Origin of the sequence: Psychromonas sp. SP041, assembly GCF_000470315.2 — a bacterium.
Taxonomy (GTDB): Bacteria; Pseudomonadota; Gammaproteobacteria; order Enterobacterales; family Psychromonadaceae; genus Psychromonas.
This window is the reverse complement of sequence record NZ_CBRF02000043.1, coordinates 19,617-39,402: the sequence shown is the minus strand read 5'-3', so window position 1 is coordinate 39,402 and position 19,786 is coordinate 19,617. Positions and strand designations below refer to the sequence as shown.

General features: G+C 35.2%; 16 protein-coding genes and 1 pseudogene. 8 read left to right on the top strand and 9 right to left on the bottom strand.

Annotated elements, in window-relative coordinates:
- Window positions 1-95, top strand: a pseudogene (locus SP041_RS18215) (IS982 family transposase); the annotation flags it as partial.
- 205 nt (window positions 96-300) lie between these two features.
- Window positions 301-1,920 carry a YHYH protein gene (locus tag SP041_RS18210; RefSeq protein ID WP_025566058.1) on the top strand — a complete coding sequence of 540 codons (1,620 nt, stop codon included), beginning with the start codon at window positions 301-303 and terminating at the stop codon, window positions 1,918-1,920.
- A 107-nt stretch (window positions 1,921-2,027) separates the two neighbouring features.
- Here SP041_RS18210 and SP041_RS18205 read toward each other — a convergent pair whose 3' ends face one another.
- Window positions 2,028-2,276 (bottom strand): DUF3297 family protein, encoded by a 249-nt coding sequence (locus tag SP041_RS18205; protein ID WP_025566059.1) that lies wholly within the window; start codon window positions 2,274-2,276, stop codon window positions 2,028-2,030.
- 249 nt (window positions 2,277-2,525) lie between these two features.
- Here SP041_RS18205 and SP041_RS18200 point away from each other — a divergent pair, with 249 nt between their 5' ends.
- The 3 genes from SP041_RS18200 to yqfB all read left to right on the top strand — a co-directional run bounded on the left by SP041_RS18200 (window position 2,526) and on the right by yqfB (window position 6,834).
- On the top strand, window positions 2,526-3,680 hold the full coding sequence (locus tag SP041_RS18200) for a YHYH protein (protein ID WP_025566060.1): 1,155 nt from the start codon (window positions 2,526-2,528) through the stop codon (window positions 3,678-3,680).
- A gap of 1,100 nt (window positions 3,681-4,780) precedes the next feature.
- Entirely contained in the window at window positions 4,781-6,223 is a 1,443-nt protein-coding gene (locus SP041_RS18190; RefSeq protein ID WP_025562996.1) for a methyl-accepting chemotaxis protein, read from the top strand.
- A 308-nt stretch (window positions 6,224-6,531) separates the two neighbouring features.
- Window positions 6,532-6,834, top strand: a complete 303-nt coding sequence (yqfB, locus tag SP041_RS18185; RefSeq protein ID WP_037048036.1) for a N(4)-acetylcytidine aminohydrolase — start codon at window positions 6,532-6,534, stop codon at window positions 6,832-6,834.
- 312 nt (window positions 6,835-7,146) lie between these two features.
- Here the strand turns inward: yqfB and SP041_RS18180 are convergent, their stop codons facing one another.
- Together SP041_RS18180 and SP041_RS18175 are read right to left on the bottom strand one after the other, a co-directional pair.
- Complete coding sequence (locus SP041_RS18180) at window positions 7,147-8,448, bottom strand: DEAD/DEAH box helicase (RefSeq protein ID WP_025562998.1); 1,302 nt, start codon at window positions 8,446-8,448, stop codon at window positions 7,147-7,149.
- 404 nt (window positions 8,449-8,852) lie between these two features.
- Window positions 8,853-9,674, bottom strand: a complete 822-nt coding sequence (locus tag SP041_RS18175; RefSeq protein WP_025562999.1) for a GGDEF domain-containing protein — start codon at window positions 9,672-9,674, stop codon at window positions 8,853-8,855.
- Between the two features lie 437 nt (window positions 9,675-10,111).
- On the opposite strand from SP041_RS18175, the gene SP041_RS18170 reads away from it, so the two are divergent.
- Complete coding sequence (locus SP041_RS18170) at window positions 10,112-11,038, top strand: glutaminase (RefSeq protein ID WP_037048029.1); 927 nt, start codon at window positions 10,112-10,114, stop codon at window positions 11,036-11,038.
- A 249-nt stretch (window positions 11,039-11,287) separates the two neighbouring features.
- Here SP041_RS18170 and SP041_RS18165 read toward each other — a convergent pair whose 3' ends face one another.
- Window positions 11,288-11,560, bottom strand: coding sequence for a hypothetical protein (locus tag SP041_RS18165; protein WP_025563001.1), 273 nt, complete (start codon window positions 11,558-11,560; stop codon window positions 11,288-11,290).
- 582 nt (window positions 11,561-12,142) lie between these two features.
- On the opposite strand from SP041_RS18165, the gene SP041_RS18160 reads away from it, so the two are divergent.
- Window positions 12,143-13,009 carry a polysaccharide lyase family 7 protein gene (locus SP041_RS18160; protein WP_025563003.1) on the top strand — a complete coding sequence of 289 codons (867 nt, stop codon included), beginning with the start codon at window positions 12,143-12,145 and terminating at the stop codon, window positions 13,007-13,009.
- Window positions 13,010-13,422: 413 nt separating this feature from the next.
- Window positions 13,423-14,466 (top strand): alkene reductase, encoded by a 1,044-nt coding sequence (locus tag SP041_RS18155; protein WP_025563004.1) that lies wholly within the window; start codon window positions 13,423-13,425, stop codon window positions 14,464-14,466.
- Between the two features lie 266 nt (window positions 14,467-14,732).
- Here SP041_RS18155 and SP041_RS18150 read toward each other — a convergent pair whose 3' ends face one another.
- From SP041_RS18150 to SP041_RS18130, 5 genes are all read right to left on the bottom strand, one after another.
- Entirely contained in the window at window positions 14,733-15,449 is a 717-nt protein-coding gene (locus tag SP041_RS18150; protein WP_025563005.1) for a metal-dependent hydrolase, read from the bottom strand.
- A gap of 206 nt (window positions 15,450-15,655) precedes the next feature.
- Window positions 15,656-16,417 (bottom strand): ATP-binding cassette domain-containing protein, encoded by a 762-nt coding sequence (locus SP041_RS18145; protein ID WP_025563006.1) that lies wholly within the window; start codon window positions 16,415-16,417, stop codon window positions 15,656-15,658.
- 14 nt (window positions 16,418-16,431) lie between these two features.
- Window positions 16,432-17,427, bottom strand: coding sequence for an iron chelate uptake ABC transporter family permease subunit (locus tag SP041_RS18140; RefSeq protein ID WP_025563007.1), 996 nt, complete (start codon window positions 17,425-17,427; stop codon window positions 16,432-16,434).
- Window positions 17,420-18,388 (bottom strand): iron chelate uptake ABC transporter family permease subunit, encoded by a 969-nt coding sequence (locus tag SP041_RS18135; protein ID WP_025563009.1) that lies wholly within the window; start codon window positions 18,386-18,388, stop codon window positions 17,420-17,422. Before SP041_RS18135 ends, SP041_RS18140 begins: the two co-directional genes overlap by 8 nt.
- A gap of 79 nt (window positions 18,389-18,467) precedes the next feature.
- Window positions 18,468-19,403 carry an ABC transporter substrate-binding protein gene (locus SP041_RS18130; RefSeq protein WP_081695331.1) on the bottom strand — a complete coding sequence of 312 codons (936 nt, stop codon included), beginning with the start codon at window positions 19,401-19,403 and terminating at the stop codon, window positions 18,468-18,470.
- Window positions 19,404-19,786: the final 383 nt, after the last annotated feature.

The following is a 19,786-nucleotide window of genomic DNA, read 5'->3' as shown; positions in this document are numbered from 1 at the left end:
TCAATGTCATTTCAGGAATAGTGGCCTATTGCGTAAAAAAACAAAAGCCACGTATTAAGATATCTAAAAGTGAATTAGAGATGATGGCAGTCTAATAAATGCTATTGCTTATCCAGAACTCAGGTTAGTTAGGTTTTTTCTTCATTTTTACAATAAGTTAAACCATATAAACAAATTAATTGTCATTAATTCTTAAACCCTTTTATTTAATTTTTAATAGTTACACATTCACTGCACATTATTTGCACATTGTTGTTATAGATTAGTTAAATATTATTATTATTATTAGAGGTTTAAGAAATGAAAAACAAGGAGAGTTTAAAAATAATATTAAGTATATTTTTAATACTTGGTTTATCAAGTTGTGGTGATTCTTCGTCTGATACGACAGATAGCACTACCGATACTGATGATACGAGTGTCGAAGAAAGTACTTCAACAGGAGATAATTCATCACCTGTTGTAGATGCGGGTGAAGATCAAACAGTCTCTGAAACAGAGACTGTAACATTAGATTTAACGGTTACTGATGACGACGACGTGACAGTGACGTGGTCTCAAACATCTGGTACTACAGTCACTTTGTCAGATACAAGTAGCTATAATCCTACTTTTACCGCACCTGATGTAGATGAAGAAAGTGAGTTAATTTTTCAGGTAAGCGTGGATGATGGTGAAAATGCTGTAGTAACAGATAATGTCAGTATCACTGTGTTAGATGACAGCGGTGAAGATTCTACATGGATTATTAATAATACTACTACCTCAGCGTATATTACCGATGATGATGGTGTTGGAGTGGTTGAAGATGTTCAATCAACGGAAACCGTAACCGTTGATGACGTAGAATATACTTATGTTTTAGCGAAAGGCATTCCTAAATACGATGTGACGATGACCTCTGATATGATTGACGCATTAGATGATCGCCCCAAAGCAGCCACAGATTTCGAGGATGGTTATACAACGGCAGCTGCTGGTGATATTGTCCTCTTTGGTCAAGATATTGGATATAACAGTAGCTCAGAGTATTGTGATGATACAGGCGGAGCTGGTTATTGGCCTCCAGGACCAAGTTGCCCACTTGAACAAAGTGTTGAAGCTTATTTACCTGTAATACCAACTGATATTTCAGATGATGGTGAGGTTTGTGAAATAGGGTTAAATACCGTTGGGCTGATGGTTAATGGTGTTGCTATCTTTAACTGGGGCGACGGTATGAGCTTCGGTACAGACCAATGGTATACTTTAGCGCCTGTAGCAGAGCAATATGATGTCGATATTTGTGGAGGACACGCAGCAAATGGTACATACCATCACCACTTCTATACTAGCTGTTTAGCGACATTATTAGATGATACGGGAGATGAGCATTCACCTATTTATGGTTTTGCTGCTGATGGGTATGCATTATATGGTCCTTATGAAAGTAATGGTGAATTAGCGATTAGTGGTTGGAAAACGCGTGACTATGGCGCTTCAGAATCTGAAGGTGGTTGTAATACTGAAGGGCAGCGTACATGTGTACTAGTTGATGAATACGATGTTGACGCTGGTGTGGTTGATGCCGATTCAGATGGTCCTGATATCGGTGAAGATGTTACAACATTATCAAGTAACACTATTGCCGCGGATGATGGGTATTATTACGAAGATTACTATTATGCCAAAGAGGAAGTCACTGGAGCGGTGCTAGATGAGCATAATGGTCATGATACTGGCGATGGCAAAGGCTATCATTATCATATTACCTTAACAGAAGATGATGATGGTACGTTATCGCCTTCTTTCCCTTATCAAATGGGGCCTAGATTTAAAGGCGAGCTTCCTGATAATTCATTTGCTTCTTGTAATACTGATAACGATACCGATAGTGACGTTAATTTAGGACCCGGTGCTGATGGTAGACCACCACAATAAACATTAACTTTTCTTTACCATTTGATTGTTAACAATATTTCAAACTAAAAAGGTGCTGTAATACAGCACCTTTTTTATTGTTAATCATCATTAAAACAATATGATTTCTAGCGGTAAAAAGCTTCTACAGTCCCTTTTTTAGTGACTAGTAGTGCATTGCCTCGGCGATCTAACGCTTTATGTGCTGCTACTTTTACCCAACCTTCACTAATACAATATTCTTCAACATCGAAACGTTCTTTACCATTAAAACGGATACCAACTTCGTATTCAAAAATTTCTGCTATATGGTGCGGGCTACGTGGGTTGCCTGAAAAGCGATCTGGTAGAGCTGGTTTCGATTTAGTGTCGTTCATGTTTGTTGCCTGTAGTAAATAAAAGTGGGTCATTGTAAGCAATATAATAAAAACGCTCAAGAAATCTATTTATAAATTTTAACCTAGACTTAACCTTAATTTATTTATAGTTATTAAAATATAACTAAGGCAGCACAAGCATGATTTATTTTGTTTGTATAAAGCAACTATTTTTTGATAGAAAAGTAGATCATATTAATGAATGTTGCCATCTAAAATTATGATTATTTGCACATAAAGGAAAATAAAATGAAATTTATCAATAGGAAAACGTGCTCTTTATTTGCAGGTTTTATGGGAATGGCAATCCCATTAAGTTCTGCTTTAGCGGATGTTAACATTCAGCGTATTAGTAAAAATGCTTTAATCAAAGCACCTGAAACTGTTGAATGTACATTAGAGAATGGTACCACAACGATGTGTGGAAAATTCGTTGTTAAATACCAACCAGATAATTTAGAAACAGGCCCTTTTTGTGCAACTACGGTGAAGGATGAAGGTGGTATTTGGAATTGGGATGGTGAGATGGCTGGCCTTTACCGAATTAATGAAAAGTTCTTAACCATGCTGAGTGAATTGGGATATCAATTTTATGATAAAGAGTCGGGTAAAGGGCATATTACAGATATTCGAACGACAAGGCCTATTGATAAAAACGCTTGTTTAGAAGCGTCTGTTGACAAAACCGTTGAAATTACTGTGTTATTACCTTTAACGCCAGTAAAAGCTGAGCAAAAAACTGACTTAGGTACTGTGGCAAAAGTCGGACTAGCGCTAGATGGCGTGCCTATATTTGCTGATGCACCATCTGTTTTAGAGACAGGGCACATGCCGGCTCTAGATACTTGTGGTGGGCATGTTGATCCTGGTGGTTGGTACCATTGGCATGCAACGGCGACTGATATTAAAACAGTATATGACCATGAGCATATTCAAGCTGATTGTGGATTAGAACAAAAAGCCAGTGCGATGTTTGCTTATGCATTTGATGGTTTTCCTATTTACGGCAGTGTTGATCAAAATGGTGTATTACCAACAGACTTAGATAGCTGTAACGGACACATAAGTGCAACGATAGATAATCCAGAAGGCGCTTATCATTATCATGCATCAACGACTTTCCCAAACCTTCCAAGTTGTTTAAGCGGTGTTGTTGCTAAAAATAACTTCTCTACGACAGCAGCGCAGGGCATTGGAGCTGAAAATAGTGGTAAGGGCGGAAACAGCGGACCAGGACCTGACTTTACAAAAGCGGCAGAAACGCTAGGTGTTTCATTACATAAATTTCAACATGCGATTATGGATAATGGAGGGCGAGATCTAGACATTTCAGCAGCAGCTAAAGACTTGGACGTGACAGAAACGGAACTGAAAGCGGTATTGCCGTCTCCTCCTGGCCAGTAAAGGTTACCATCTGATTACTTTCCTATAGTGAGAGTAAAATGACTTTGCAAAAGGCAAATCATGATTGATTTGCCTTTTTTATTAAACATTACTATTTATTAAATAATCGGTAAAGAATCGTCTGAACCAAGCAACCAAGCAACCAAGCAACCAAGCAACCAAGCAACCAAGCAACCAAGCAACCAAGCAACCAAGCAACCAACTAACCAAGCAACCAACTAACCAATCAACTAACCAACTAACCAACTAATCAACTAATCAATCAACCAAGCAACCAACTAACCAATCAACTAATCAACTAATCAATCAACCAACTAACCAATCATCACATTATCACATTATCAATGATCGATATTTAAATCTTTAGCTTGTTTAATATGATGACATCTATGCATATATAGCCGTTACCATTGAAGGTACAAAATTTAACGTTTGTCCTTTGGGTCGTTAGCTTGAAAACCAACTCTGCGTTGCAACCTTCGATAAGGACTAGGCATTGTCATCATGTTGCGCCTTGAATTTGGAGTCCAAGCTAAAGACTGAACAAAGCACCTTGAACGGTAACGGGTATACAACTCATTAAACTAATAGCCTAATACATTAAGCTTTTATTTGATTAAGTGCTGAAAATAATAATGAAAAGGGTATGTCTTTATCTTACGTTGCTCATTTATACTTACGTTGCCGCTACCAAAAAACTTCGGTCGTTAATCTTGCAAAAGAAAATAACTCAAGAGCAGTCAATATTTATTCCCATATATTTTAATTTCTAGAAACTAATACCCTTAAACTTAAAATGATTTTATCTAATAAGCACTTACAATAACTATATCTGATAGCCACTTACAATAAACACCTCAATTATCATATTAATAACCCCCTCAATAACCACATATTTTGTTACCTAATGCGAGAGAAGTCTGATTAATTTTATCAAAGTGATTAAAGTCACACTTTAGAGGTAGGTTGTTCACTAGACTGAATTCATTAAAGAATAAAAAATTTCAACTTTATCTGATTAATCAGTACGTTATAAATTTTTAGAATAATCACTATTTACTCGCCGATATGACAATATCAAACCAATATATGGAAATACGATGAAAGAAGTTCAGTTTAGGAATGTCGATAAGTTATTTATTAAAATGTCACTCAACGATAAATTTTGGGTTATTTTTGGACTGGTGCTTGTCTCTTTGAGTGGGCTATCTATCAATAGTTACCAGAACACGTTAAAACAAATAGAAACACAATCAATGACTGCTGTAGAACAAAGATTAACAGGAATAGTACAAGCATTAGAATCGACTAATCAGACAGATAAACTCTCGATGATGGGGGTTAAATTAACATCTCAGCAACAAGAGTCCCACCGACAAGGTGATCAAGTTACAGCGATTATTAAAACAAAATCACAACAATATGCTTCACTTATGCAATCAGTTACTTCTGAAGAGCAAGAGGAAAAGCAACAAACTTTGTCTTCATTAGCTTTATCTTTTATATGGATATTACCAATTGGATTTGTACTTTATTGGACAGCTACCTTCATTAGCGGTGCTTTATGGGTATTATGGGACACGACATTAAAAATCATAAAAGGAGACTTAACATCTCGTCTTGGTTTTATCGAAGGGCGTGATGAGTTTGGTACTATTGGCGCTTCGCTTGATAAAGCAATGGATACACTTTCTGAGCTGGTTGATACGGTTAAAGAAAATGCCTTAATGTTGCATAATACTTCATCTGAAATTGCTGACCATAGTAAACAAAGTGAACAACAAATTAATCAGCAATATACTTCATTGGACTCAGTGGCTACAGCAATGGAAGAAATGACGGCTTCGTCGTTAGAAGTGACTAATATTTCACAAGGCGCGTCAAAACATGTCGAACAAAACTCTGAGCATATTAAACAAAGTGATAATCGTGTTCAGTTAGTCATAAGTGAGATACAACAACTATCGAATTATATTGAAGAAACTTCTCACTCTGTGGCAACATTGAAAGTTAATGCAACACAAATTGATGAAGTGATCACAACAATCAATTCCATTTCCGATCAAACTAATTTGTTAGCTCTTAATGCGGCAATTGAAGCCGCTCGAGCTGGAGAAATGGGACGAGGTTTTGCTGTTGTTGCTGATGAAGTCAGGACGTTAGCAAGTCGTACTCAAGCGGCAACGGTTGAGATCCAATCAATGATCAGTAATTTACAATCTGAAACCAACAACATTGCAAATATTACTAACAATACTGTTGAACAAGCACAAACAAGTACTGCTTTGATAAAAGAAATTGGAACGGACATCAATTCAATAGCCGAATCCTCTCAAGCGGTTATCGAAATGACATTCCATATTGCAACTTCATCTGAAGAGCAGAGCTCTGTTGCAAATAACATTTCATCAGAACTAAGTGGAATTAGGGATCAATCTAATTCTATTCGCGAATTTGCACATCAATCATCACTAGGCACTAAAAACCTATCAAATGGTACAGAAAACTTAGGTAGAATTTTAGCGCATTATAGAACATCTTGATTTTCAATACTTATTTAGTAACGCGTATAATAAGCGCTTAAAGTCGAATTTTTACGCGTTATTAATTGGCTGGTGTTGTCCTTGCATAATCAGGGTAACCAATTAAGGATATTAAATAATACCAATTACGTTAAGTATGTAATCTAAATTTGGTGCGGAAAAAACAATTCAATTCGAGGCGTAAATTGCAGTAAATGGTGTTCCCTTTACAAAATTTACTGCAAAGCAATGAGTTGTTTTAGCAAGCAAAATAGATCATCTATTTATTGGCGTTGGTATAATAGGAAGCTATTTTGAACCATACAACAATGACATTTTTTGAGCGATTTGAAGCAGATATTTTATCTGCTAAAAAAACATTAACTATAAGAGATGAAGCGGAAAAACATTATCTGCCTGATAGCATTGTTCAGGTCTCAACCTATGAGGATAACCGCTGGTTTTGTTCATTAAAAATAAAGTCTGTCCAAGCTATTTTATTTAACGATTTATCAGAAAAGCATGCACAGCAAGAGAATATGAGTTTGTTAGAGCTTAAAAGGGTAATACAGGAAATCTACCCGGGGATTAAAGAGTTGTATGTTATTTATTATGAGTTATTAAAAGATTAAGGGATAAAAATTTAGAGCTGAAAAATTGATTGAGAAGTTAATCGTTCCGTTGAACTATAAATTATAGTGGGTGAAGCTAATTATAATTTACTTCTTCATTTATTTCTAAGCTACCGATCTATTTAACACCATTACATTAAATAATGTGTTCTAAATTTTGTGCAGAAAAAACGACTTATTTCAACAAGTAAAATAGATTAGTTAATTAATTAGTGTGATTGGTATAATAACGAACAAGTCTCAACCTTTAATAAAAGGCTAACTTATTCGTTATTAATGAATGTTTAAATCAGTATTTAATTAAATACTTAATTAAGCATTCCCTAACCAAATATCTGCATTAATTTGTGGTTTTTTATTCTTCTTTTTCTTACCTGTACCTTCAGGTTTAGCTATCGGTTTATCGGCAGCAGAAAAGACATCTTTTACAAATTCAACTGTTTCAAAGCCAGGTACTTGCTCTCTTTCAAGGCGTAGTTTGTTCTTTTTCTCAATGACATTGAAATGATGGTAATCTTCATGGTCAATGATAGATAACGCTAAGCCCACTTCACCTGCACGACCACTTCGGCCAATACGGTGCATATAATCAGACGGGCTTCTTGGTAAATCAAAGTTAATTACAACGGGCAGTTTATCAATATCTAACCCACGAGCTGCAATATCAGTCGCAATTAATACTTGAATTTCACCGGCTTTAAAAGCATCGAGTACACGAGTACGTGCGCCTTGTCCTTTATCTCCATGAAAAACTTCAGCGGTTATTCCTCGTTTAGCAAGTTTATCAGCTAAGTGATTACAGCTGTTTTTCGCGTTGACAAAGATGAGAGCTTGTTGCCATTGGTGTAATTTAATCAAATGCGCCAGAAGGGCTGTTTTTTGGCCTTTATTAACCGTGAAAGCACGCTGTACTAACGTACTTGAATCAGCACTTTGCAATTGAATTTCTATTGGATCGTTAAGCAACTCTTCGGTTAACGCTTTTACTTGCTCAGGAAAGGTTGCTGAAAACAATAAAGTTTGTTTTTTAGCGGGTAACAGAGCAAGAAGTGAAGAAAGTTCTTCAGTGAAACCAAGGCTTAACATTCGATCGGCTTCATCTAGTACTAAGGTTTTTACCTTGTCGAGTTTAATTGCATTATTCGAAATTAAATCAAGTAAGCGCCCCGGCGTTGCGACTAAAATATCAGTGCCGCCACGTAATGCTAGCATTTGAGTATTTACTGATACACCACCAAAGACGGCAACTGTTTTAATTGCACCATTGAAATGTACTGCATAAGATTTAATGCTGTCAGCGACTTGTTTTGCAAGCTCACGTGTTGGCACTAAAACTAAGCCAGAGACATAATTACCTTCACCCGCTTTACTCGCTGCTTTTTTGTTCGTAGCAGAATATAAAGAAAGTTGTTGTAAAATAGGCAACGCAAATGCTGCTGTTTTACCTGAGCCAGTATTCGCCCCTGCAATTAAATCGCGACCCGCTAATATATTTGGAATAGCTTGTGCTTGAATTGGTGTGGCTTCAAGGTATTCCAGCTCAGTTAATCGGGCTAATAAAGGTGAGATAAGGCCAAGTTCAGTAAAGTTGGCAGCAGTCGTATCGATTGTCATATTTGTTGTATCAGAGGTCATTAATATAAAAGGCTCAAAGCTAAAAATAATAGCCGTGTATTTTAGCTTATTTATACTACCTTGAGTTAATTAAATCGTGATCAGTTTGGCTAAGATATAGTCGATTGTATAGACCGTTGAATTTTAAACTAATATTGTATTTTTAAAACACTCATTTTTGTCACAAATACTCACGTTTTATGAGGGTTATGAAGGAAATGACTTATTTAAATTTTGTTTAATAAATAGATTGTTATTCGCGACAGCAATGAGCGAAAGTAATGAGATAGTAAGTAAGCAGTAATAGATAAAGGTAATGAGCACTTTGTCATTAGTTTGTTCGAAGTAATTAAGTAATTAAGTAATTAAGTAATTAATCGGGAGAGGGAAGTCATATAAACTCGTTAAGCTGAAACTCTGTTACGACCATTTTGTTTCGCGATATATAAATTGGCATCTGCAGCATCAAAAAGAGCTTCTGCTGATTGATCATGTTCTAGGTAATTAGCGACACCAAAACTACAAGTAACATCTCGCGCTAAGAAAAAAGCATCATTAATATTTGTTTCGTCAGATAACATTTTTGATTTTTCTAGATCATAAGCGGTAACTTGGTTAAGGCCGTAGTTTCCAATTTGTAAACGTTCGTTAATAACAGCACGTAATCTTTCTGCTACTAATACCGCATTTTCTAAATTAGTGTTAGGCAGCAAAATCAAAAATTCTTCGCCGCCGTATCGATAACCAAAATCCGACGGTCGCAATGTTTCACTCAATAGGGCTCCAAAAAGTGATAACGTATCATCACCCACTGAATGACCAAACTCATCATTAATCGTTTTAAAACTATCTAAGTCGCACATGATCATAGAGAAGTCGTCGAGTTTTCCATGATAGACCTCATTTTCTAAACTTAACAGCTTACGTTCTAAAAACTCTTTGTTTTTTAATCCGGTTAAATGATCCAATGACAGGTTATTAATGGCATTTAAATTTTTCGCGGCTAAATCGATACGTCCATCAGCAAGGTGCTGGTTATGAGAGTCAACGAATGCATAATTCATGATGTCACGATAAAAGAGTTCGCATTGTAGTTCGTTTGTACAACGTAAAGCATCATCTGGGCTGGGGGTTTTAACAAAATTTAACAACGAGAAAAAGACCTCTGAAAAACGAAAGCCTGTATCTAACTCAATCAATTCACCTTGTTGGTTTAATACGATCATGAAGTACCTTATAAGTGAAATGAATTAATTAATTAATTTACTATGATACTTTAAGATGCAAAACCGGTAAACGAATACAATTTTTTTGTTTTTAAAATCAATAACTAATTAAAAAATTATAAATGTTAGATGAGTCGATTTAGTGTTGGTTTTAATCAAAATTGCACGCTTAAAATAAAAATTTTTACTGAGTATTTTAAGCTTATACAGTAAATAATATATGATTAGTATAAGTCAATTTAAGCATTTTTTTTTGTGACAGCATGCCTTTTATAAAAACGTTAACGCGTCTATTGTCTGCCTTGTCATACTGTTAACTTGTTGGGCATTGGGCATATAGTTTGTAATTGCTAATGCCTTCATTTCATCAAACTACTATATGATGTTTTCATCTGTCTTTTTTTAAGTAAAACTGCCTATTTAGGATTCTATAATAAATGATAAATACCATTGATTATCAAAAGATATTTTTAGAAATAACCTCTGAATTTACAGAGGCTGATGATATCGGCACGATCGCGACCTACATACCTGAGTTAGGTAAAGTTAATCCCGCTAAATTAGGGATTCATTTAAGTACCATAGATAATCAACACTATGCTTTTGGTGATTCAAACGAATCCTTCTCGATCCAGAGTGTTGCTAAAGTCTTGTCATTAACACTTGCGTTGAAAATTATGGGGGGTGAATTATGGAAACGTGTTGGAGTTGAACCATCAGGCTCAGCGTTTAATTCTTTAGTGCAATTGGAGTATGAAAAAGGGATACCACGAAATCCATTTATTAATGCGGGTGCGATTGTCATTTGCGATATTTTAGTGACCTGCTTGGATAATCCCAAGCAAGATTTACTGGCATTTATTCGAGAATCATCTGGTATTGATAGTATCAATTACTCTACGCAAGTTGCTGAATCAGAGAAAAAATGTGGTTATAGAAATTCCGCGTTGGTTAATTTAATGAAAGACTTTGGAAATATTCATAATGATGTGGATGTTGTATTAGATTTATATTTCTACCTTTGCTCAATTGAAATGACTTGTAAAGAATTAACTCAATCGTTTATGTTTCTGGCTTCTGGTGGTGTTAACCCAACCACAAATCAACGCGTTATTAGCCCAACACGAGCCAAACGTATTAACTCTGTTATGTTAATGTGCGGATTTTACGATGAAGCTGGTGATTTTGCCTTTAAAGTCGGGCTCCCTGGTAAAAGTGGTGTTGGCGGTGGCATCGTTGCTATCCACCCGGGTAAGTTTTCTATTGCGGTTTGGAGCCCTAAATTAAATGCGAATGGGAACTCTTATAAAGGAATGAAAGTGCTTGAAGCACTGACGTCTAAAACCCAGTGTTCTATTTTTTGAGGTGTTTAAATCATCTAGAATAATTCATGTAGTAGATTTACAATATTGATTAAAGCGGTTTCAAATAAGCTATTCTGATAGACGTTCTATGTGTAATTATCCAATACCTTACTGTTAGGTTAACCGCTTTTGCTTAACAGTAAGGAATGTAAATGCAGTGCTATTGTCATTGCAATACAACTTAAATCACATTATATAGCTCACATAATAAAAAAAGCCTGAGATGTACTTGATACGTTGAATATGCTGTTACACAGACATGTCTATTAAACTGCCAATAGTCTCGTTTACTGTTATAGGTTTATCAGGTGAAAAGGATCGAAATTCAGATAACCGAGCATTCACCACATCTTCACTTTCAGATGTCGTTTTTGGAGTCGGTTGTTCCGCTGTTACTTTATCTATACTTTGTGTTTCTTTCTGTATTCTTGCCGCTTGATGATGAGCATCAGAGGTGTTTGGATCATTTCTCAATGCAGTTACTGCTTGAGCATGTATATTTACACTACCATTAATGTCCATTATTCCCTCTCAAACTCATCGTAATCTTAAATAATTCATAGAGCAGTATAAGTGAGTTCCTCATCATTTTCTATATGCTAAATGTTAAGGCTTATGACATTAATTACTCAATTTTGGTATTTAATGAGCTTTTATTTAGTTGTTGTTTTGCTATTTTAATTCTCTTTATTTGATTTTGATAATCATTATCAAATAAAAGTCAAGTGTAAACAATTGATAAAAATACTTAAATCACATAATACTGATGATATTTATCTATATTGTCTGTAACTCTTCATATTTAAACTCGTTCTCTTTTCTACTTCTTTATAGGTGTTATTTTCATTGCAGGTTTTCATTATCGGATGCCATAAAGTAGGAAGAAATAATCATTACCTCTTGTTTTTATTGACATTTTAATGTGATTTATGAATAGCCGTTTTTGAACAACTACTTTGTCTAAAAGTTGAATAATAGGTTCGTTTTAAATAAAAGGCATTGGTTTGTGCACAAGACAAACGATTAGCCCCAGTATTTATAACTTCCTTTTTTACTTACTTTACAACCAATTAATAGTAATTCTAAAATTAAGGGAATAACTCAATGCAATTAACTACTCTCAATAAATCAATTGTTCTAGCATTATCTGTATTCAGTGGCAGTGTACTTGCTGCAGATACAGCGCCTTATAACTATGAAAATAGCTCAGGTACCGCCATATTCCAATCTGCTCTTGACCAAGTTAAATTAACATCACCAGACGGATCTAAAAAGCTTGCTGATGCTAGTTCGAGCGATCCTGACCTTTCTTTTGATGGTTACGTAACAGATGATTTTAGAGTGCCTAGTGGTGAAAATTATATGCAAATTACCCATGAAGGAGCCAAATCTTCACGTACTGAATTTCGTCACTTAACTGATTTTAATCGCTCAGATACGAATACAATGGAAGGGATTATAAAAGTAAATTCAACAACGGATGGTTTAGACGAAGTAACCGTATTGCAAGTTCATAATTCAGATAGTGAAAATATTGGTGCACCGTTAATGCGTATTGCTCAAATAGTAGAAGAGGGTACTAAATTCTATGAAGCTAAAGTCAGGTTATCGGCTTGTGATAAAGATACATGTGATGCGGAATATGATACTTATCGATGGCTAGACAGTAGTGGTGATCCTACTGTGGGCACAAATCAACATCGTTCTTTCTATGTACAAGTAAAAGACAGTGTAATAGAAATGAAAATGGATGGATTAAGAGGCACGTTAATGTGCCAAAAAAGTGGCGAATATGCTGCTGCTAATTGCGATGATACAGATAAAGAGCATACTAATAGCGATGGTGATCATGAAATTGATAGTGACTGGCCAGAAGATGGCTTCTACTTTAAATCAGGGGCCTATATTCAAGATGAAGGCACAGCAGTGATTCGTTACAAGTCATTATCATTTGATGTTGTAGGCTCTTAATTAATAAACGCACAACGAGCGCTATTTTAAAAAATATCTTATGCCCATTTGCTCAAAAGTAGGTGGGTATTTTATTATTGATATCTATTATTTTCAAAATAGCTCTTATCTCACTGATTTAAAATATATATATTCTCAATACACAGTGGCGCCACTAAGTGATTAATAGAGGGAGTTTTTCTATTTTATTCTATGATCTGAACAACCTTGCTATCAATAAATGTCTTTCGTTCATTCTTTTACGCTTAATCTAGCTGTAAAATTCAGTTAAATTATTTTTATTTGAACGATCGGTCCAATAAGCCTTGAATTAAAAAAATTAGTCCTCAGTTCTATATTCTCAGTTGCATAAATACAAGCCGATTGAAGTACGATAAAACAAGTTGATTTTCTACCAATCAAGGATTTATAAAATGACTAACGCATTACTTTCTCCATTCAAATTGAATGACACAATTACCCTTAATAATCGTATATTAATGGCGCCTTTAACTCGTTGTATGAGCGATGAAGATTTAGTACCGACACAGGCATCTGTAGACTATTATGCACGCCGTGCTGATACAGGATTAATCATTACTGAAGCAACCATTATTAGACCTGATGGCCAAGGTTATCCGAATACACCGGGATTATTTACACAAAAACAAATACAAGGTTGGAAAAAAGTAACTGAAGCTGTTCATGCAAAAAAAGGTAAAATATTTGCACAACTTTGGCATGTAGGGCGTGTTGCACATCCTCATTTTTTTGATGGCGATGTACTAGCACCATCGGCTATTGGTGTTGAAGGTTCAGTACCGCGTATGCGTGAATTAACTTACATTACGCCTAAACCAGCAACATTGGATGATATTCAATCATTAATCACTGATTTTGCAAAAGCAGCAGAAAACGCAATCGAAGCAGGGTTTGACGGTGTAGAAATTCACGGTGCAAATGGCTACTTAATTGATCAGTTCTTACATTATGCAGCGAATGAACGTACTGACCAATACGGACAAACACCTGAAAATATGGCTCGTTTTGCATTAGAGATTGTTGATGCAGTTATTGCAGCGGTGGGTAATGATCGCACGTCAATTAGATTATCACCGGGCGCGTACTTCAATATGACTGAAGATGCCCGTGATAAAGCTGTATTTGATTACCTATTACCGCAATTAACAGACAGAAAGCTTGCCTACGTGCATGGTGGCATTTTCGATGACAGCCTAAAATTCGATTCGTTAGAAGGCAAAACAACGTCTGAATATCTACGTGCTAATTACACAGGGACACTAGTGGGTGTTGGTAGTTATAGCTATGACAGTGCAAAAGCAGCAATTGAAGCTGATAAATTTGATTTAATTGCGATTGGACGTCCTCTTATTGCTAACCCGGACTACATTAGTAAAGTAACAAGCGGTGGTACACTGGTTGAATACAGTGATGAGATGCTGACTGAGCTAGTATAAAGACTCAGCGTGTTCACTTATATTGGTGTCTGATACATACTGGTTAAATTTGAAGGTATATAAGCTTTTATGAGTCTATAAAAGCTTATATAGACAATGACTTAGCTTATCCAAATAAGGTGGTTAAGTCTCAATAAGCCAGATCACTACCAATAATTAAAAAAGCGAATCGAATTTGATCCGCTTTTTTGTTGCTTACCGTTTTATTTTTTCACGTTTTTATTCTGATGTTTAGTCATATAAATTCTTATCTACATTTTTAAGACTCAAACTGTAAAGTTGAGAGCATACAATTTAAACTTAGACCAATCACTTAATGCAATGATAACTTCGTTGGTGGGTGGAGCAATATAAACTAATCCAGCAATCGCTATTATGGTTATCAAGGTTAACAATTTATTATTAAAGTCCGCTAATTTTAATGCCGTTCCAAAAGATCGTTTAATTCTAATATTACTTAAATCGACACTATACATTTCATCTAATAATAGATGCACCAAGCCGCCAAATAAAATAAATCCACCAGAAAGCCAAGCAAAAGTGGCTGATGTTAATGTTTCTTGTTCATTAAGTTGCCACGTTATCTGTGTGGTTAATAATGCCGAAAACAAGAGAAAAAACAATGAATGACAACTGCCGCGATGCACTGTTATCTTTTCAAAGATAGGTCTCAGTATGTATCTCATAAAACAATAAACTATCAAAGGCAGTAGAATAATTTCAATGAAACTAATTTGGATCAACAAGTTAGTGGTAAGAAAGCTGAGTACGATGAGAACCGCACTTAACGCGAACAAATTAAAAATCATATCTAATGACGTAGAATTATCAGAATCAATATCTGGTAGTAAGCCACCCATGGTGCCTAAAAACCATAACCAAAGTGCACTGTTAAGGTCAATATGTTCTGCGGACAATAAAGTCGCAGAGCCAAGTCCGGTGGTAATGATGGCTGTATTGAGGTGAACGTTAAAATTTGCCATTGTATCTCTTTTGGGAAGAATTAAGCGCGCATTCTAACAACTGTAAAGAGGGCACAGCAACGTTTACTATTATTTAAGTGATAATCAATATTCGCTTTAGTTACAGTTAGTGCTGTTCAATTATCATTGTGCTACTGCATTTTAAATAGTTGGACTGAAAATGAATTAGAACTTTTATTTCATTGACCGTTTATTAAACCTGATGGCTACCTGTTATAATACATACAAATTCGATTGTTATTTATTTCTTGAATTGTAAATGGAATATCATAGATCTCTGCTAATACTTTTTCATCAATCACTTCTACAGTTTTGCCTGTTTTAACGACTTCACCTTGTTTCATTGCAATGATGTTATCGGAATAGCATGAAGCAAAGTTGATATCATGGATCACGATAACGACAGCTTTATTAAACTCGTGTGCTAATTTTTTAAGAGTGTTCATGATATCAACAGAATGTTTAATATCGAGGTTATTTAAAGGTTCATCTAAAAAAATATAATCAGTATCTTGAGCGACTACCATCGCGATGAAAGCCATTTGCCGTTGACCGCCTGATAACTGATCAATAAAACGAGATTCAATGTGCTTTATATCTAACTGCTTTAATGCTTGATCTATTATGTCATTATCTTCTGTTGTTAAACGCCCTTGTGAATAGGGGAAACGACCAAAGGAAACTAATTCCCGCACTGTAAAGCGCATATTAACATTGTTAGATTGACGTAATACGGCGAGGCGCTTAGCTAGGTCTTTGCTTTCCCACTGGTTCAATGGGATTTCAGCAATGATCACATCACCTGCGTCGCTATCCGTAAGGCGGCTAGCCATCGATAAAAGTGTACTTTTACCTGCTCCATTAGGCCCGATAATACTGGTTACTTGACCCTGAGGAAATAATACACTTGCATTTTTAACAACAAATTTATCGTCGTATTTTTTTGATAAACCATTAATTTTAATCATATTAGTATTTATTCTTAGTCCAGTTTTTGCTGCATGAGTAGTATAAGGAAGTATCCACCACCGATGAAATTAATGATCACACTAATTGTGCTTTCAAAGTCTAATATATCTTCAACAAACCACTGACCACTGACGAGAAGTAAGGTCGCTAGAACACTACTTGATAAAATCAAAAAGTGGTGCTGATAGTTATTAAAAATTTGTCGAGATAACGCCACAACAACAAGTCCAAAGAATAAAACCGGACCTACTAAGGCAGTTGAAATAGAGATTAAAATAGTAATAATAAACATTAATTTCATTATTAATTTTTTAGTATCAACTCCCAAGCTTTTAGCATTGTCTTCACCAAGCCACATAATGTCTAATTGTGGTGATAATCTTAATAAGCAAATAAAGCAAAGTAATAATGGTGCAACACACCAATATACGATGTCAGCATTAACGTTGTTAAAACTAGCAAACATCGACCCTTGAACAAATGCGAATTCATTAGGGTTGATCAGCATTCCAAAGAAACCTGTAACGCTACTGAATAGGCTACCCAATACAATGCCAATCAACAATAAAGTGAAAATATTACGGTTCTGGCGTTTAAAATAAAAGTGGAATAGGGTTGTTGCAGATAAAATCATAATGCCACTAGATAATATAAAGTTGATACGACTATCAATCACCAGGGAACTTAACCCTCCAAACGCCACTACCAATATGACCTGAATCATGACATATAACGAATCAAATCCGAGTATGGAGGGAGTCAGAATTCGATTATTGGTAATGGTTTGAAAAACAAATGAAGATGACGCGATAGCAAGTGCAGCTAATACAATCGATAAGATTTTTGGGATACGTCGAGAAAGGAAAAATTGATAGTTATCTAATGTAAGTCCTTTAGCTAAAAAATAGCCTAGGATAACGAGAGTTAATAGTGCTAAGACAATTACTTTTATCGTGTCGTTATTTTTACGTTTCGCATAGCTTAAATAATTTTTTAATGGGTTAAGCATTAGATTTATCCTTTAATATAAGATAAATAAATACAGCACCACCAAAGATACTAATGATCATTGAAATAGGCATTTCGTAAGGAAATATAATCACCCGCCCCAAAATGTCACACGCTAATACCAACATCACTCCCCAATAAGCTGTCCAAGGTAGGTTGCGTCGCATATTATCGCCGAGAAATATTGCAACAACATTAGGCACAATTAACCCAAGGAAAGGAATGACACCGACGATCATCACAACAGATGAAGAAAGAATGGAGACCAATACAATGCCAATCAAAACAATACGTTGATAGTTCAAGCCGATGTTTTTTGCAAAGGTTTCTCCAATGCTTGTCACACTGAATTTACTGGCATAAAAGTAAGCAATAATTGAAGCTGGTATGGTCAAATAAAGAAATTCGAAATTACCGCGTAATATGGAAGAGAAGTTAGCAACAACCCATGAATTAAGCGTCTGCACTAAATCGTATTTATAGGCGATAAAGGTAGTCAATGCTGAAATGACATTACCGTACATAATGCCGATCAAAGGAACCATTATTGTATTTTTAAATTTTAGTTTCTGTAAAAATCGAACAAAAATCAGTGTTCCTATTATAGAAAAAAACATAATGACAATTAAGTGGGTCCAGCCTCCAAAATCTGAAAATAGCAATATTGCGACTATATATCCCAACATTGCACAATCAATAGTGCCGGTAGTGGATGGAGCAGCAAATCGATTTTGCACTATTTGCTGCATAATTAAACCTGAAATACTGAGCCCTGCACCCGCTAGTGCAATTGCTAATAAACGTGGTATTCGACTCGTTACTAATATTTCTAAGGCTTGGCTATCACTATTTATAATCTGTTGTAGATTGATGTTGGCAACACCAATCAACAAAGAGACACAAGCAAGCCCTATGAATGCGATTAGCGCAATCATAGGTTTATTTAAGGTGTTGGATTTCATGATGTCTTATGTGTGAATTAATGGTAAAAAATTATTCATTAAAAGAAGTCCTATCGATACGTAAACGTATCAAAATAACTTATTTAAATGCAGTCTGAGCATCACTAATCATGATTTTAGTTGCTTGATAGCCTCCGGTGCCTAAGTACCATGCAGCAGGGTCCATAAAGACTATTCTTTTCTTTTTAGCGGCAACGGTTGTATTAACTAAATCATTATCGAATAAAGCTTTAGCTTTACCATTACTTTGACCAATGGCTTGTTCACGGTCAAGAATAAACATAACTTCTGGTTTAGCATCTGCAATGTATTCAAATGAAATTAAATTGCCATGTGGGCCTGTGACAACCGGTACTTTTTGTGAAGAAGCTAAACCAAAGTTAAATTCTTGATAAATAAGTGAAAAACGGCTTTGTTCTCCAAACATAGCTAGGTTGTTACCATTATTCATCACAACTAAGGCTTTAGATGGATGTTGAGATGTATTCTTTTTAACATCGTCAATACCAGCTTGTACCTCTTTTATTAACTCCTCAGCACGGGATTCTTTGTTAAAAATAATGCCTAAAACACGCCAGTGATGTTGGGTCGCTTCCCAGTAGTTACTGTTATCAATTTGAAACATGTAAACAGGGGCAATTTCAGAAAGTTCTTTATAAAGCGTCGATTGACGATTCTCTGCAATAATAATATCAGGCTTTAGTGTAAAGATAGTTTCAAAGTTGGGCTCATGTAGGGAGCCAGTTGCGGAATATTGTTTATCATTATACTTACTAATAAAGTCAGGTAACAATTGCTTGGTCACCCCCACTGGGTTAATACCTAATGCATCTAAATAGTCTAAACTGCCGTGGCCCAATACAACGACACGTTTGGGAATACCGTCTATTTCAATAGTACCTAATGCATGTTTTATAGTCTGAGCTGTTGCACTGACAGAACTAAATAAAGTAATAAACAAGCTAATCACTAGCTTGTTTAAAATCCTTTTTTTTACTAGAAATAAAAAATTCATAATGTAAATTTACCGTATTGTAAGTATAAAATGATATGTAAAAGTAGGTTTTATATAAGGTGTTAAGCTAACTTATGATAATAGTTATCGATTACGTTTAGGGTAACATATCGCAAAATACAGTCAATATCATATCGGAAGGATTGGTTTAGATTTATTATTAAGAGACTTAATAGAATGATTTTTTGTCATTCTTCACTTTATTATTACTATTATAATTTAAGTTTTGTCGGTTAAATTTCTTCTTATATACAGAGCTATTTTTTAATTTTTTTAATTTTTTTAAAAACTATTAAAAATTATAAACAACGAATTTTTTGCAATAGATAAGATTTATAGTCGTTTACTGCATGTTGGTGTGCTTTTACCTGTCATTAAATAAA

Excerpts from the sequence above, each read along its gene's own strand:
- SP041_RS18210 (WP_025566058.1), top strand. The coding sequence starts at position 301 with ATGAAAAACAAGGAGAGTTTAAAAATAATATTAAGTATATTTTTAATA.
- SP041_RS18205 (WP_025566059.1), bottom strand. The coding sequence starts at position 2,276 with ATGAACGACACTAAATCGAAACCAGCTCTACCAGATCGCTTTTCAGGC.
- SP041_RS18200 (WP_025566060.1), top strand. The coding sequence starts at position 2,526 with ATGAAATTTATCAATAGGAAAACGTGCTCTTTATTTGCAGGTTTTATG.
- SP041_RS18190 (WP_025562996.1), top strand. The coding sequence starts at position 4,781 with ATGAAAGAAGTTCAGTTTAGGAATGTCGATAAGTTATTTATTAAAATG.
- yqfB (WP_037048036.1), top strand. The coding sequence starts at position 6,532 with ATGACATTTTTTGAGCGATTTGAAGCAGATATTTTATCTGCTAAAAAA.
- SP041_RS18180 (WP_025562998.1), bottom strand. The coding sequence starts at position 8,448 with ATGACAATCGATACGACTGCTGCCAACTTTACTGAACTTGGCCTTATC.
- SP041_RS18175 (WP_025562999.1), bottom strand. The coding sequence starts at position 9,674 with ATGATCGTATTAAACCAACAAGGTGAATTGATTGAGTTAGATACAGGC.
- SP041_RS18170 (WP_037048029.1), top strand. The coding sequence starts at position 10,112 with ATGATAAATACCATTGATTATCAAAAGATATTTTTAGAAATAACCTCT.
- SP041_RS18165 (WP_025563001.1), bottom strand. The coding sequence starts at position 11,560 with ATGGACATTAATGGTAGTGTAAATATACATGCTCAAGCAGTAACTGCA.
- SP041_RS18160 (WP_025563003.1), top strand. The coding sequence starts at position 12,143 with ATGCAATTAACTACTCTCAATAAATCAATTGTTCTAGCATTATCTGTA.
- SP041_RS18155 (WP_025563004.1), top strand. The coding sequence starts at position 13,423 with ATGACTAACGCATTACTTTCTCCATTCAAATTGAATGACACAATTACC.
- SP041_RS18150 (WP_025563005.1), bottom strand. The coding sequence starts at position 15,449 with ATGGCAAATTTTAACGTTCACCTCAATACAGCCATCATTACCACCGGA.
- SP041_RS18145 (WP_025563006.1), bottom strand. The coding sequence starts at position 16,417 with ATGATTAAAATTAATGGTTTATCAAAAAAATACGACGATAAATTTGTT.
- SP041_RS18140 (WP_025563007.1), bottom strand. The coding sequence starts at position 17,427 with ATGCTTAACCCATTAAAAAATTATTTAAGCTATGCGAAACGTAAAAAT.
- SP041_RS18135 (WP_025563009.1), bottom strand. The coding sequence starts at position 18,388 with ATGAAATCCAACACCTTAAATAAACCTATGATTGCGCTAATCGCATTC.
- SP041_RS18130 (WP_081695331.1), bottom strand. The coding sequence starts at position 19,403 with ATGAATTTTTTATTTCTAGTAAAAAAAAGGATTTTAAACAAGCTAGTG.